This is a genomic window from Nocardioides sp., from assembly GCF_031422975.1.
GTDB lineage: Bacteria > Actinomycetota > Actinomycetes > Propionibacteriales > Nocardioidaceae > Nocardioides.
Genome location: NZ_JANPEO010000566.1, coordinates 1 through 13,754, shown reverse-complemented (window position 1 = coordinate 13,754; position 13,754 = coordinate 1). Strand labels below are relative to the sequence as shown.

At 69.6% G+C, this 13,754-nt stretch carries 15 protein-coding genes and 1 other RNA gene; 5 read left to right on the top strand and 11 right to left on the bottom strand.

Annotation, left to right across the window (positions count from 1 at the left end; genetic code table 11):
* The 3 genes from RMO85_RS16975 to RMO85_RS16965 all read left to right on the top strand — a co-directional run.
* The coding region (locus tag RMO85_RS16975; RefSeq protein ID WP_310529899.1) for a hypothetical protein at positions 1-470 on the top strand (470 nt) is incomplete at its 5' end.
* Entirely contained in the window at positions 467-2,116 is a 1,650-nt protein-coding gene (locus RMO85_RS16970; RefSeq protein WP_310529898.1) for a glycosyltransferase family 39 protein, read from the top strand. The genes RMO85_RS16975 and RMO85_RS16970, both read left to right, overlap by 4 nt.
* On the top strand, positions 2,097-3,644 hold the full coding sequence (locus RMO85_RS16965) for a hypothetical protein (protein WP_310529897.1): 1,548 nt from the start codon (positions 2,097-2,099) through the stop codon (positions 3,642-3,644). Before RMO85_RS16970 ends, RMO85_RS16965 begins: the two co-directional genes overlap by 20 nt.
* A 30-nt stretch (positions 3,645-3,674) precedes the next feature.
* Here RMO85_RS16965 and RMO85_RS16960 read toward each other — a convergent pair whose 3' ends face one another.
* From RMO85_RS16960 to map, 4 genes are all read right to left on the bottom strand, one after another.
* Positions 3,675-4,580, bottom strand: a complete 906-nt coding sequence (locus tag RMO85_RS16960) for a CHAD domain-containing protein (RefSeq protein ID WP_310529896.1) — start codon at positions 4,578-4,580, stop codon at positions 3,675-3,677.
* A gap of 353 nt (positions 4,581-4,933) precedes the next feature.
* Entirely contained in the window at positions 4,934-5,611 is a 678-nt protein-coding gene (locus RMO85_RS16955) for an HD domain-containing protein (protein WP_310529895.1), read from the bottom strand.
* A 141-nt stretch (positions 5,612-5,752) separates the two neighbouring features.
* Positions 5,753-6,123: RNase P RNA component class A (gene rnpB / locus RMO85_RS16950), an RNA gene on the bottom strand.
* A 58-nt stretch (positions 6,124-6,181) separates the two neighbouring features.
* A complete protein-coding gene (gene map / locus RMO85_RS16945; protein ID WP_310529894.1) occupies positions 6,182-7,030 on the bottom strand; it encodes a type I methionyl aminopeptidase in 849 nt (282 codons plus the stop codon).
* 24 nt (positions 7,031-7,054) lie between these two features.
* Between map and RMO85_RS16940 the strand changes: the two genes are divergently transcribed.
* Positions 7,055-7,279: a hypothetical protein gene (locus RMO85_RS16940; RefSeq protein ID WP_310529893.1), complete on the top strand. Its 225-nt coding sequence runs from the start codon at positions 7,055-7,057 to the stop codon at positions 7,277-7,279.
* 6 nt (positions 7,280-7,285) lie between these two features.
* Here RMO85_RS16940 and RMO85_RS16935 read toward each other — a convergent pair whose 3' ends face one another.
* On the bottom strand, positions 7,286-7,888 hold the full coding sequence (locus RMO85_RS16935) for a hypothetical protein (RefSeq protein ID WP_310529892.1): 603 nt from the start codon (positions 7,886-7,888) through the stop codon (positions 7,286-7,288).
* Positions 7,889-7,973: 85 nt separating this feature from the next.
* On the opposite strand from RMO85_RS16935, the gene RMO85_RS16930 reads away from it, so the two are divergent.
* A complete protein-coding gene (locus RMO85_RS16930; protein ID WP_310529891.1) occupies positions 7,974-8,270 on the top strand; it encodes a hypothetical protein in 297 nt (98 codons plus the stop codon).
* Here RMO85_RS16930 and RMO85_RS16925 read toward each other — a convergent pair.
* From RMO85_RS16925 to RMO85_RS16900, 6 genes are all read right to left on the bottom strand, one after another.
* A complete protein-coding gene (locus tag RMO85_RS16925) occupies positions 8,267-9,466 on the bottom strand; it encodes a PQQ-dependent sugar dehydrogenase (RefSeq protein WP_310529890.1) in 1,200 nt (399 codons plus the stop codon). The two genes, RMO85_RS16930 and RMO85_RS16925, sit on opposite strands and share 4 nt — an antisense overlap.
* Positions 9,467-9,505: 39 nt before the next feature.
* Complete coding sequence (gene panB / locus RMO85_RS16920) at positions 9,506-10,378, bottom strand: 3-methyl-2-oxobutanoate hydroxymethyltransferase (protein ID WP_310529889.1); 873 nt, start codon at positions 10,376-10,378, stop codon at positions 9,506-9,508.
* Between the two features lie 96 nt (positions 10,379-10,474).
* On the bottom strand, positions 10,475-10,993 hold the full coding sequence (locus RMO85_RS16915) for a hypothetical protein (protein ID WP_310529888.1): 519 nt from the start codon (positions 10,991-10,993) through the stop codon (positions 10,475-10,477).
* A 47-nt stretch (positions 10,994-11,040) separates the two neighbouring features.
* Entirely contained in the window at positions 11,041-12,900 is a 1,860-nt protein-coding gene (locus RMO85_RS16910; protein WP_310529887.1) for an alpha/beta hydrolase, read from the bottom strand.
* Positions 12,897-13,220, bottom strand: a complete 324-nt coding sequence (locus tag RMO85_RS16905) for a hypothetical protein (RefSeq protein WP_310529886.1) — start codon at positions 13,218-13,220, stop codon at positions 12,897-12,899. The genes RMO85_RS16910 and RMO85_RS16905 overlap by 4 nt, the downstream gene beginning before the upstream one ends.
* Positions 13,217-13,754, bottom strand: a 538-nt coding sequence (locus tag RMO85_RS16900) for a hypothetical protein (protein WP_310529885.1), incomplete at its 5' end; no start/stop codon positions are given. The genes RMO85_RS16905 and RMO85_RS16900, both read right to left, overlap by 4 nt.

Here is a 13,754-nt window from a genome sequence, read left to right as displayed (position 1 = left end):
CGGACCCGCCCTCCGACAACCCGCTCGGCCCGCCGGTCACCGCGCTCCTTGACTACCTCGGCCACGCCGCGACCCACCTCGGCTCGGAGTGGCCCAACCTGGTCATCCTTGTGCCGACCCTCGCCGGGCTGGTCCTCGCGGCCTCCGCGCTGCGCCGCCACGGCGAGCCGCTGCACGAGCGCGTCGCGCTCGCGGGCTACCTCGTCGTGCTGCTCTGCCTGCCTGTGTGGGAACGCGGACAGGCCTACCTGCGGTGGGGCTGCGAACCGATGCTCCTGGGCTGGCTGCTGCTGCTCGGACGGCGCCCCGCTCCACGGCGCCCCGACGCGACGCAGGGCGCCGGGAACGATGACCGCGCGCTGGCGGTGCTGGCCGTCCTCAGCGTGGTCCTCTGGCTGGTCACCGCGACGCAGAGCGTGGGCTACCCCCGCATCGACGGCAACTGGAGCGGGGTGTGGACATGGTCGTGACCCTGCCCGCACCGAACGGAGCGCCGCCCGCGGCCGGCCGTCGTCTCGACACCGTCCGCGTCCTGCTCCTGCTCGTCCTCGCGCTCTCCCTGCTCGCTCGGCTCGTCGCCATCCGACACGGGATGCCGCACGCCTACAACGCCGACGAGGAGCTGCACTACGTCCCGCAGGCCACCCGCGCGGCGGACGGGGACTGGTACTCGGGCTACTTCGAGAACCCGAGCGGCTACACCTACCTGGTGGCCCTGGTCTACCGGGTCGTGTTCTGGGGCCGGGACGTGTCCATGATGCTCGTCGACGACCCGGGCGCCGTGTTCACGGTGGCGCGGCTGGTGTCGGCCCTGCTGGGGACCGCGACCGTGGCGGTGGTGTACGTCGCCGGGAGCGGGTTCGTCGACCGCCGTGCGGGCGTCTGGGCGGCCGCGCTCTTCGGCTTCGCCTTCCTGCCGGTCTTCTACAGCCACCAGGCGCTCAACGACGTGCCGACGCTGCTCCCGCTGACAGTGGCCCTCGCGGCCTGCCTGGCTGTCTCCGAGCGCGGATCATGGGCCGACCTGCTGCTCGCCGGCGGTGCCGTCGGCGTCGCGGCCGCCACCAAGTACCTCGCCGCACCCATGGCGCTGGTGGTCGCGCTGGCCGTGCTGCTCGGCGTCCTGAAGGGACGGACACGCCCAGTGGCCGGTCTCGCCCGACTTGCGGCCGCCGCGGTGGCGTGCCTGGTCGCGCTGGTCGCCCTGAACCCGTTCATCGCGGTCGAGTTCGGCAAGTTCTGGGCCAACGTCACCGGCCAGTCCGCCCAGGCCGCGACCACCAAGCTCGGCCAGACCGGTTCGGCCTGGGTCGGCTATCCGGTGACGCTGCTGTGGGGCTTCGGGTTGGTCCCGCTCGTCCTCGCCGTGCTGGGTCTGGTGCTGATGTGGCGGCGGGATCGCGGCCGCGCCCTGCTGCTGATCTGCTTCCCGGTGATCCTCTACGTCGCGATGGCCATGCAGGGCAGGTACTTCGGCCGGTGGATGCTGCCGGCCTATCCGGCCCTGGCCGTCCTGGCGGCGTACGGCGCCATCCGGACCGTCGACGCCGTGCTGGCGCGCGTCCCGCGACTCCGACCTCACTCGGCCGTCGCGTTGGTGGCCACCGTCGCCCTGGCCCAGCCGGTGGTCGACGTCGTCCGCAGCGACGCACTGCTGACCCGCACCGACACCCGCGTCACCGCCTTGACGTGGATCCTCGACGAGGTCCCCGCGGGCGACGGGATCGTCGTGGAGCCGGCCGTGCCCGGCTCCTATGGTCGCGTGCTGCGCAACGCCGGGCTCGAGCTCTACCCGGTCGCGCGGCCGTTCCAGGCCTATGAGCAGACGCTGCACCCGGGCCTGCTCGAGGACTACCGGGACAAGGGCTACTGCTGGGTGATGGTCAACAGTCACCAGCACGACCGCGGCATCGCCGCCGGCCTCTCCGCGGCGGCGGACTACTACCAGGAACTGGCGACCCAGAGCGAGCTCGTCCTGCGCGTCAGCCCGTTCGCGCCCAACGCCACCCCGAGCAGCTTCTCCTACGACTTCAGCTTCAACTACTACCCACCCGCGCACCGCCGCCCGGGGCCAGTCATCGAGCTCCGTCGCCTCCATGACTGCGCCGCCGAATGACATGGGCCAGCCGCCGTACACGAGAGGGACCCTGATCTTGCACACCACCAACCACCCCCGCCCGGGACGGCGCCTGGTCACACGTGCACGCCGCTTCGGAGCCCAGCCGTACGCCGTTCCGCTCCTGGTGGCGGTCCTGCTGGCCCTTGCCGGCGCCCAGATCGCACTGGTGTTCAAGGTGCCGAGCTGGGGCAACGACGAGCCGGCGCATGTCGGGTACGTCGCCTCGCTTGCCGAGGGACGGTTGCCGACCATCGAGACCGACATCGTCGACGATCCAGCGCGCTTCCCGAGGACCGCCACCGAGTTCCGTGGTTGGGACGAGGGCCACGGGGACATCTGGACCGCCAACCACCCGCCGTTGTTCCACCTGGCGCTGGTGCCCGTCTGGTGGGTCGCCTCCGAGCACCAGAGCGCCATGATCATCACGATGCGACTGGCCAATACGCTGGGATTCGCAGCCTGGTTGTTCCTGGTCGGCGTGCTGGCGAGCGAGCTGGCGCGCAGGCGCCCGGCCGTGGCGGCGCTGGCGGTGGTGGTGGCGGCTGCCCCGACGCTCGTGCTGCGGTCCGCCTTCTTCGTCAACGACGGCTGGGCGTCGGCGTCGGCGCTGCTCCTGCTCCTGATGACGATCCGGATGATGCGTGGCACCGTGACACCAGCGCGGATCGCGGTGGCCGTCGCGGCCGGGACCGTGGCGGCGGGCACCCGAGCGCAAGGAGTGCTGGTCGTGGCGTTGTGCGCGGCGACCCTGCTGTTCGTGCTGACACGGCGAGACGGCTGGCGCCGGGGGATGACCGTGGCCGCCGCCGTCGGCGGGATCCCGGCGCTCGCGTTCGGCTGGTTCTACCTTCGCAACCTGCGCCTGTACGGCGACCTCACCGGCCAGGGCGCGCTGCTGGAGAAGTTCGGCCGGGACCCGGTGACGAGCTGGCACCGGGTCGACAACATCCCGGGTCTCACCGAGCCCACACTCTCCGCCGCGATCGTGATCGTGGCGGCGCTCGTCCTGGTCCCGGTGGCCATGGTCCGGTCGGTGCGACGACACGGACTCCGTGTCGATGCCGCCTGGCTGCTGCTGGGGCTCCACGGCCTGTTCACGCTGCAGAACGTGGTTGCCTTCCTCGCCACGGGCGGTGGCTTCCACGACCGCTATCTCATGCAGGTGATGCCGCTCCTGGCCACGGCGACCGCTGTCGGCATGCTCGAGGTGGGGAGGTGGTGGCGACAACCGGTGCCGGGGACGACCGCGTCGCAGCGTCGTGACTGGTGGGTGGCCACAGCGTGGTCCGGACTGCAACTCCTGTGGCTGGCTGGGGCCATGGCCTCGCTCGAGCACTACTACGTCTTCAGCCGCCAGGAGAGTTCTCCGGTCGACGGTCCCTTGCCCGACGCTCTCGTGGTGCTCGCGGTCGGGGTGGGAGCCGCGGTGGTCGCGGTGATGGTCGGGAGAGCACGGGCTCTCGCGACCTCAGTTCCGGCGCCACGACCGGTCGCGGTCGGGCAACAATCCGTCCCGAAGCACTGACGCTGGCACTCTCGACATCTTGCTATGGGATCAGCGCATCCACGCTCGGAGCGACACTCGGTCCGTGCCGCGCAGGTTCTGCTCGATGTCGACTCGAAGAGCGGACAGATGAGAGGCCTCTCGCTCCTGGAGCCGGGCAAGGGTCTGCGCTGCGTCCTCGTCCAGTGCGAGGTGGCGCCGGGCATCGATGAGGAACTCCCGGACGAGTGTCGAGTCCTGGTGGTTGCCCAGGGCCACCTGCACCCGTTTCGATGCCTTTCCCATCCGTTTGGCCTTCCGTCCGAACACGATGACCAGTGACTCGGCGACGTAGCGTGCGCGTTTGCTCGCCTTGCGCGTTTGATGCAGACGCTCATCGTCGGGCGAAGCGGGCTCAGCGAGCGCTTGCTGGACGCATTTGCGGAACCGCGACCACTCGGATCGCAGAATCGGGAGGAGCGCCTCGTCGGCTGGCAGATCTGCGGCGGGCAGCCACGGGGGCATGTCTGCGAAGCGTTCGAGTCGGCGCGTGAAGTCGTCGTAGTCAGAGTGGTTGAGGTGATCGACGGAGCGTTTCCAGCTCTCGCCCCCGATCTGGTCGAGCCGTTGGGCCAACAGGACGTGGAGTCGGCTCGAGGTGGCGTCCGCCTCGTCGATGAACAACGCATCGACGCGATCGCGGACAGCTTGTACGTCGCGACCGTCACCGATGGCGCTTGCTGAGCGTCGAAGGTCGTTGACAAGGGTGCGGCTGGCCCTGTCATCGAATAGCGGCTCGAAGCCGGCCAAGCCACTGCGGAGCCGACGCGTGGCCACCCGGAACTGGTGGATCGCCTCGGGCCGTTGTTCGCGGAGCTGGGCCTCCCAGTGCCTCAGGTCGTCGACCTGACTGCGCAGTACGGGCGCCAGCAGTTCGGCGGCGGTGAGTTCGTGACGCATGACGTCCGGCTGAGCCATGTGAGGGACCTCGTCGAGCTTCCTGTTCAATGCAAGCCGAGGAAAGTGCGGCCGCGGCGTGCACGCTAGCGACTTCAGGTGAACGGATCAGAAGCAGTTGCTGGCCGGACCTATTGTGCGACTCGGGCTCGGATGGCCGGGAAGCTCCTGCTCCCGGGCGCCTCCTGGGTGCTCGCTGCAGCTCTGATGGGGTGAGGGCTGGTGAACGCCGGGCAGACTCACCACTGCCTTCAGCAGGACGTAGAAGTTGAGCTGAGGGTGCGCGCAGGTCCTTGACTGCCACGTGCTCGGCAGATCCCGCGGTGACGTGGCGAGTTCAGGACGCGAAGTGGTGACGGGGCGCGCGGGCCGGGTCAGGAAGTGCGCCGGCTCCGCGGGAGAAGGAGCCGGGCCTCGAAGCTCGCAACGCTGCCGCTACGAGGCCGGCCAATCGGCGCCCGAATCTCGGCGGCTTCTCGGGCCGAGAGTTGAGCCGTGACCCGTTGCAGCGCGGCGCGAAGGTATGCCTCGCGCTGCGGGTGTGCTTGACCGTGGGGACTCTGCGGTCCGTGTCGCTCGAGCAGGTCGCGCATCCGCTCATCCAGCGTGAGCCGTCGTCCATCCGGTCCGATGGTCTGGTCGGCAACGGTCAAGGCATCGGACACAGCATCCTGAACATGGACGAACCGGCTCAGCGCCGAGTCCAACCCCTTGGCCGTGGCGACGAAGCGGCTGCCTGAGTGATGGGCTACCAGGGCGCACAGCCTTGGATTCCAGCCCCGCGATTCAAGGAAGCGCGCCCCGTCCAGAGGATGAAATCCTGTGTCTCGCAGGGTCTGCGAATAGCCGATGTCGTGCGCCCACGCAGCGGCCACGAGCAGGTTGACATCCCCGTCGTCGACCGCCTCGGCCAACGAGACCGCCCGCGCGGCAACCGCAGCGCTGTGTCGCATGCGTTCGGGGTATTTGGCGAGCAACCGGCGCGACAACTCCTGTGCTGCACAGACGCCCGGTCCATCGAGTCGCGTGTGTTGCAGGCTTTGATGTGCCACGAGGGTGCCCTCCGGTCGCTAGGCGGCGGTGGCTGGTTCTGAGTCTCTACAACCCCTGAGTGAACTCTTGGTGAACGGGAGTCGATTGCGTCGTGTGGAGGGGGTGAGTGATTCACGTTTCCGCAGGTCAGCGGCTTGTGGCGAATGGGCTGGCCTGTAGGCCGGGTTCTGTCCGCCCGAAACCGGGCGGGGCGACCATCCATCTACGAGAGCCGTTGCCGACTCCCTCTAGCGATCTACCCGTGTGCTCGGGCGGGCCGCCTTGATGCGCACACTGTTAGATCTTGCTCCGGGTGGGGTTTACCTAGCTGCTCCGGTCGCCCGGAGCACTGGTGGTCTCTTGCACCACCGTTTCACCCTTACCCCTCGCTGCCTCAGCACCGAGTGGCGGTCTTCTCTCTGTGGCACTGTCCCGCGGGTTTCCCCGGATGGCCGTTAGCCATCACCCTGCCCTGTGGAGCCCGGACCTTCCTCGGTCCCCGTGAGGGGAACGCGGTCGCCCGGCCAGCCCATTCGCGTACCCAGTGTGTCAGGTCTGAGTCTGCACGTGCGCGATCGGGGTGGAGCGGGTCAGGGGTTCGTGAGCACCTCGGCACCGTCAGCGGTGACGAGAAGGGTGTGCTCGAACTGCGCACTTCGCCTGAGATCACGGGTGACGACCGTCCAGTCGTCGTCCCACATCGTCCACTCCGGGGTGCCGAGGTTGAGCATGGGCTCGATCGTGAAGGTCATCCCGACCTTGATCTCCTCGGCGTGGTAGTCGGAGTCGAAGTGCGGGATCACCAGGCCGGAGTGGAAGCTGGTGCCGATCCCGTGTCCGGTGAAGTCGCGCACGACGCCGTACCCGAAGCGCGCCGCGTAGGCCTCGATCACGCGGCCGATGACGTTGACCCGGCGTCCGGGCTTGACGGCCTTGATCGCCCGCTCGAGGGACTCCTTGGTGCGTTGGACCAGCAGCCGTGACTCCTCGTCGACGTCGCCCGCCAGGAAGGTGGCGTTGGTGTCGCCGTGCACTCCGTTGAGGTAGGCCGTGATGTCGATGTTCACGATGTCGCCGTCCCGGACGACGCTGCTGTCGGGGATCCCGTGGCAGATGACCTCGTTGACGCTCGCGCACAGCGACTTGGGGAAGCCCTTGTAGCCGAGGGTCGAGGGGTAGGCGCCGTGGTCACACAAGAACTCGTGCCCGATGCGGTCGAGCTCGTCGGTGGTGATCCCGGGGGCGACCGCCGCGCCCACCAGCTCACGCGCCTGCGCGGCGAGCCTGCCCGCGATCCGCATCTTCTCGATGGTCTCCGCGTCCTTGACCTCCGAACCCGTGAACGGGGTCGGGGCGGGCTTGTCGACGTACTCCGGACGCTCGATGTCGGCGGGGACGACTCGACGCGGAGAGATGACGGCGGGGGCTACTGGAGTCACGCGGGCGAGTGTAGTTTCTCCTGCATGAGCGACAGCGAGTACTGGTTCTGCCTGACCCACCACACCGTTGAAGGTGCGGACGGTTGCCGCAACCAGGACCGCCTCGGCCCCTACTCCTCGGCCGATGAGGCCGCTCGCGCGCTGGACAAGGTGCAGGAGCGCAATCAGGAGTGGGACAACGACCCGGCGTGGAACGACGACGGTCCGGGGTCCGGCGACGGCCTCGCCGACGGGACCCCGGACAGCTGAGGTCGGTTACTTCTTCGACTTCTTGGGGGACTTGCCCTTCTTGCCCGTGGTAGCCGCCTTGCCCTTGGCGGCGGCCCTGTTCGCCTGATCGACCATCGCCTGCGTCGCCTTGGCGGCCTTGCGTGAATTCTTCTCCACGGTCGCCGTGACGTCCGTGATCGCCTTGCGCACCTCGTCGGCGATGCGCGTCGCGACCTCGCGCGCGACGCGCTCGGCGGTCTCCTGGGCGATTCTCTGCGCGGCCATCGCCGAGTCGACGGCCTGAGCGCCAGCGGCGGTGGCGCGCTCGACGGGAGTACGCCGCAGGGCGCCCGCCGGAGGAGTCGCGGCCGCGATCTTTGACGGGGCCCTCTTCGTGGTGCTGGCCTTCGTGGCCGGGGCGGCCTTGGCCGTGCTGCTCTTCTTCGCGGGCGTCTTCTTCGCGGGCGTCCTCTTGGCCGGCGCCTTGGTCGCAGCCGCCTTCTTCGTGGTGCTGGTCCTCTTCGCCGGAGAGGTCTTGGCCGCCGACTTCTTGGCCGCCGACTTCTTGGCCGGCGCCTTCTTCGCCGGCGCCTTGGTCGCAGCCGCCTTCTTCGTGGTGCTCGTGGCGGTGGTGGGGGTCTCGCTCATGGCTGCTTCTCCTGTAGAACCGTGGATGCTGAGCCCCGATCCTGCCCGGGTCGTCACACGATGTCACTCGTGTACCTTTCGCCGCGTGTCCCAGCAGCCGCCGACCCAGCCCCCCGGGCGATCGGACGACGCGTCACCGTGGGCGTTCGCGGGGATGATCGGGCTGGCCGCGGTGTTCTTCCTGTTCGCGGTCACCCCCACCATCGTCGACGCGCCGTGGTGGGCCGTTGCGCTGCTCATGCTCGCCTGGGTGGTCGCGCTCGTGCAGGGCTGTCGATGGTTCGTCCGGCGGCCGGTGGCAGTGCTCGTGCTCTCCGTCGGGCTCGCGTTCGGCTGGTTCGCCGTGGTGATGGCGGGAGCGCGCTGGTTCGGCTGGGCCTAGCCCCGCCTCGGTGAGACGCGCAGGATCCGGTCGTCGGTGCCGTTGCTGGTCGTGACCAGCAGGTCGCCGTTGGCCAGCGAGGTCACCGAGCGCAGGCGCCCGTAGCCCTGCATGACGGCGGGCGTGGTGACGTCGACCTGCTCGAGTGCCTCGTCGAAGCGGATGAACAGCAGGCGTTCGCCGACCAGCGCGGCGACCGCCAGCGCCTGGTCGTACGGACCCCAGCGGGAACCCGAGGTCCAGGTCGCGCCGGAGGTGGCGATGGTGGGATAGCCCGAGGTCCAGATCGCGTCGGTCTGCTGGCCGGGCAGGGACTGGTCGGTCATCGGGACGCTCTCGTCGTACCCCGGCCCGGGGTTCCAGCCGAAGTCCGCACCGGGGGACAGCTCGTTGACCTCGTCATCGCGATCGGGGCCGTGCTCGACGCTGACGACGGCGCCGTCGGAGGGGCGCTGTGCCAGCCCCTGCACGTTGCGGTGCCCGTAGGTGTAGACGAGGCGTTGACGCGGGTCGCTCGCATCGGCGTACGGGTTGGCCGCCATCGCGGCGCCGGTTCGGCGGTGCACACGCAGCACCTTGCCGCCGAGGGACGTGAGGCTGCGGGGGTTGGCCGGATCGGCGGCGTCACCGGTGCCGACGTAGAGCGCCGGGCTGTCCGCATCGAGCAGCAACCGACACCCACCGTGCCGACCGCTCGTCGTGGGCAGGCCGGTCACCAGGTGCCGGACGAGGCGGGCGCGTCGCTCGTTGCCGCTGAGCTTCCACATCGAGACCCTGATGTCGTGGTCCGAACCGTCTTGCCAGCCCTGACAGGTCCAGAAGCGTCGGGTCCTCTCGAACCTCGGGTCGACGGCCAGTGACATCAGGCCGGTCTCACCCGAGACCCACACACTGTCGCTGGGGAAGCGCACCGTTCGCCGGGTGCCGCGGCGTACGACGCTGAGGCGCGCCTTGTCCCGCTCGGTGACCAGCAGGCCGCCGCCCCCGATGGCTTGGACGTCCCAGGGGATCTGGAGGCCGGCCACCACGGTGCGCACCCTCAGCTCCAGGGGGGCGGCGGTCGAGCTCGGGGCCGGGGCCCCGACCGCTGCTGTGCCGCCCGACGCACGGTTGGCCTGTGCGGGGAGTGTCATGACGGTCAGGGCGCCGAGGCCGAGCAGTCCGGACAGCGCGAGGGCGGCGCGACGTGACGACATGTCACCGACGCTACGCCGCCACCCGACGACGTGCGAGGCTCAGAACGTGTGCTCCGGGCCCGGGAACGTGCCGGCTCGCACGTCCTCGGCATAGGCCCTGGCTCCCTGGAGGAGCACGTCGTGCATGTCGGCGTACTGCTTCACGAACTTGGCCATCCGGCCGGTACGCAGGCCGAAGGCGTCCTGCCAGACGAGCACCTGGCCGTCGCAGCCGTTGCCCGCGCCGATCCCGATCGTGGGGATGATGAGCTCCTTGGAGATCCGCTCGGCCACGTCGCCTGGGACCATCTCCATCACCACCGCGAAGGCGCCCGCCTCCTGGACGGCGCGCGCGTCGGCGATGACTCGGTCGCTGTTGTCGCCGCGGCCCTGGACGCGGTAGCCGCCGAGGGTGTGCTCCGACTGCGGGGTGAAGCCGATGTGCGCCATCACCGGGATGCCGCCCTGGGTGCACTTCCGGATCACCGGCGCCATCTCGGCCCCGCCCTCCAGCTTGACGCAGTGGGCGCCGGCTTCCTTCATGAAGCGCACGGCGGTGAGGTAGCCCTGCTCGGGCGAGGCCTGGTAGCTGCCGAAGGGCAGGTCGCCGACCACCATCGCGCGGCTGACGCTGCGGGCCACGGCGCGGGTGAGGGGCAGCAGCTCATCGACCGTCACCGGCAGCGACGTGTCGTTGCCGTAGACGTTGTTGGACGCCGAGTCGCCGACGAGCAGCAGCTCGATCCCGGCCTCGTCGAACGTCTGCGCGGTGTACATGTCGTACGCCGTCAGCATCGTGATCTTCTCGCCGCGCTCCTTCATCTCCCGAAGGTGATGGGTGCGGATCTTCTTGATCGATGCGGGCGCGGATGCGGGCGTGGGTGCGGCGGCGGGCCTGCTGCCTGCGCCGTACGGCGAAGTCTCTTCACTCATCGGTGATCTCCTCCAGACGTCTCGCGGCTCCCGGTCGGAGTCCACGGACGTGATCAGGCTAGCCCCGGTGGTCGGCCGGCGATGGTGTGTCTCCGGTCACTTCATCAGCTCGGTGTTGCCGGCCGTCTCGGCGAAGTCGTCGGACGAGGAGAGCCGATCCTCCGAGCGGAACTCGACCTTGAGGGTCGACACTGACTCCACGTCCGACTCCAGGGCGCGGAAGACGATGACCATGATGCCGTCCTTGCGCGCTGAGATGTCCGAGGTGACGCCGGGGCGCGTGATCTCCATGCCCTGCTCGCGCAGCACGGCCTCGACCTCGTCGAGCACCTGCTCGCCGGTGCCGGGAGGCTTGCTGGTGCCACAGCCTGCGGTGTACTCCCACTGCCCGGTGTTGCCACCCTTCTCGTAGAAGCGCGCCGTGAAGCCGCCCCACTCGCCGCCGACCTCGGCCTGCAGCTTCGGCAACGTCTCGCGCACGAACGCGTCCATCTTGGTCTTGAAGGCCTCGGCGTCCCGATCGCCGCCGCCCCTGCCTGCGGGATCGGTGGTGCTGCCACCGGCGCACGCCGTGGCCAGGGCGGCGAAGAGGACAGCGAGGAGGAGACGAGTCATGCGGGTCACCCTAGGACGGGGTCTGCCGGCATCCGGAGCCGTGGCACTCACGGCCACAGCCCGGTGAAGTCGTCGACCCGGTCGTCGACCCAGTCCTTGCCGCCGTTGTACACGTCCTTCGCCTCCTGCACGCTCTCGTCGATCTCCTTCTCCACCTGGTGGACCGCCTCGTCCCTGGCCCAGTCGATCGCCATGTCGTTGGCGTCCTGGGTGCGGCCGCCCGTGACGTCCGGCTCCTCGCCCTGCACGATCTCGGTGAGGTTGGCCAGGCTCTGGGACTCGGGCTCGAAGTACGAGGTGTGGTTGGTGATCCCCTGCTCGAGGTTGTCGGCATGGAACTCCGCGCCGGGGTCGACGGAGATGACCTTGGCACCGAAGTCGGCCTGTGTGGGGTCCTTGCCCATGCCGAGGTCGCCGTCGCGTCCGAGCCAGGACACGAAGTCGTTCTCGGCGGCACCGGCGTAGACCTTGCCCTCGGGCAGCCCGAGATCGCTGGCGCTGTTGACGTGGTCGCCGCCGGCACCGGGACTCCCGATCAGGGTGAGGGAGTCGGCATTCAGTCCGTGGTCGTGGGCTGCGTGCGCTGCCGTGGTCGAGCCGTAGCTGTGACCGATGACGCTCAGGTTGGACTTCTGGTCTCCGGTTGCTGAATCGACCGTGTCGGTGGCCCGGAGGCCGTCGACGAAGTCGGCCAGCAACCTGCCGCCTGCCTCGGCCTTGTCCTCGTTGATCACGCTGCCCATGTCGAGGCCGTCCCCCGGCCAGTCGAGGGCGTTCTCGGGATTCCAGCTCGGTGCGTCGTACCCCATCCACGCGATCGTGGCGGCCGACTCCCCGTTGCGGATCGCGGCCTGGTGGAGCCGGTAGGCGTCGTCACCCTGACCGGCGATGCTGCTCGCGTCGTTGGTGATGCCGGGCACGATGACGGCGGTGTTGTCGGCCGTGTCGGGATCGCCGTAGCCGACGGCCACGGCGCCGTCGCCGCCGAAGGCGCCGGGCTGGTAGACGATCAGGTTGACGTCCGTGTCGGTGTCCGGAGGGTCGGCCGTCGCGGGGATGTTGAGCGCGTCCCGCGCCGCCTCGGCCCGGTCGAGCAGGCGCTGCTCCTCCTTGGTGAGACCCTCGTGCGCGTCCTTCTTCGCAGTGAGGTCGTCGAGGTCGCGCTCCAGCGAGGTGCGGTTTGCGTCGTCGCGATCACCGGTCGGGATGCCGTTGGTGTTGCCGATGAGGTCCGGGTCGCTGATCTTCAGTGCTTCGCGCTCGGCCGCCGAGAGGGTGTTCCACCATGCGTTGATCGCGTCCGGGTCGCCCCCGAGGTTCGTCAGCTCGGCACGCAGCGCGCGGACGTCGGTGGTGTCGCGGGCGGCCGCGTCCTGGCCCTCCGAGGTGCTGTCCACGGCCGCGAACGCGGCGATCAGCACGTCCTCGGCTGCCGTCACGTCGTCCCACAGCTGGATGATGTGGTCGACCAGTCGGTCGACCTTGCCCTGCAGTGCCGTGGCCTGCCCCTGAAGACTGGCGATGTCGTCAGCCGTGGACTCCTCGATCTTCGTCAGCAGCGCATCGATCTCGTCGTTGACGGTGTCCCGTCGTCCCACGAGGCCGTCGCGCACACCCGTCAGGTGAACGACCCGGTCGACGTAGGTGTCGCAGGCGACGGCGACCCGGGCGAACGCCGCCCGCGCACCGTCGGTCTCCTTGGCTACCTGGGTCATCGCGTGATCGGCGGCCGTCGAGGCATCCCCCGTCCAGTCGGCGGGGGCCCCGTTGGCGCTCATCCACTCCGAGATGTCGGACAGGGTGGTGGCAACGGAGCGCAGAGCTGTGGTGACGCTCGCGGCCCTGGCGGTGGCGGTGAGTGGGGCGATGGCCGCGACATGCCCCGGCACGGCGATGGTGGTCGTCACAGCTCGCCCATCGGGGAGACGTCGCGGTCGGTCCACACCATCAGCTGCTGGCTGCGCTCGATGACGTCGCCGTCGGCCTGGGCATAGAGCAGGGACGCCGCGCGCAGGGCGTCACCGTGGTCGTTGGCCGCCGTCTCGAGCCGCTTGATCTCGGTCATCCAGGTGTCGATGAAGTCCTGGGCGGAGGGCGCAACGCGGTCGCCCAGGAGGGCGGCGTCCGCGTCGGTGAGTGACTTGCGGGCACCGCGAACCGTCTCGCTCGTGTCCTCCCACGCCTGGGCCGACTCGGCCAGTGCTGCGAGGTAGACGTAGAGGCTCATGTGGCAGCCCGCAGCGCGCGGTAGAGGTCGGCCGGGATGTGGAGCGGGTCGCTGGTGAGGTTGACCGAGACGACGCCACGCTCGGCGCTCGCGATCAGCTCGAACGGTCCCGCGACCCCGCGAATCCTTGGACTGCCGTCCGCCGCGGGGCGCGGCTCCCAGCCGAGCCGCGCGAGCACGTTGCCGAGGTGCTTGAGCAGCCGGATCGCGCCGCCGTCGCCGAGGTCGGCATAGCTGGCCGCGGTCACCCAGCGGCGTACCTCCGGGTGGCTCTGGCTCCACCAGTAGTCCACCCGGGTCGACGGCTCGTGCCCGGCGTCGAGGCTCAGGGTGGCCAGGACGGTGTTGGCGTGCTTCTGGATCGCCCGGCACTGCGCCGGGGTGGCGCTTGGCTGGTCGGTGATCGGCCCGACCGCCGGGAGCAGCACGATGTTCACGTCGGGGTGCCGCTCGCGCACGATCCGCATCATGGGCTCGGCAGCATCCAGGGCTTCGGGGTTCTGGTCTGCGGTGTCCCCCCTTCGGGAGCGCGCG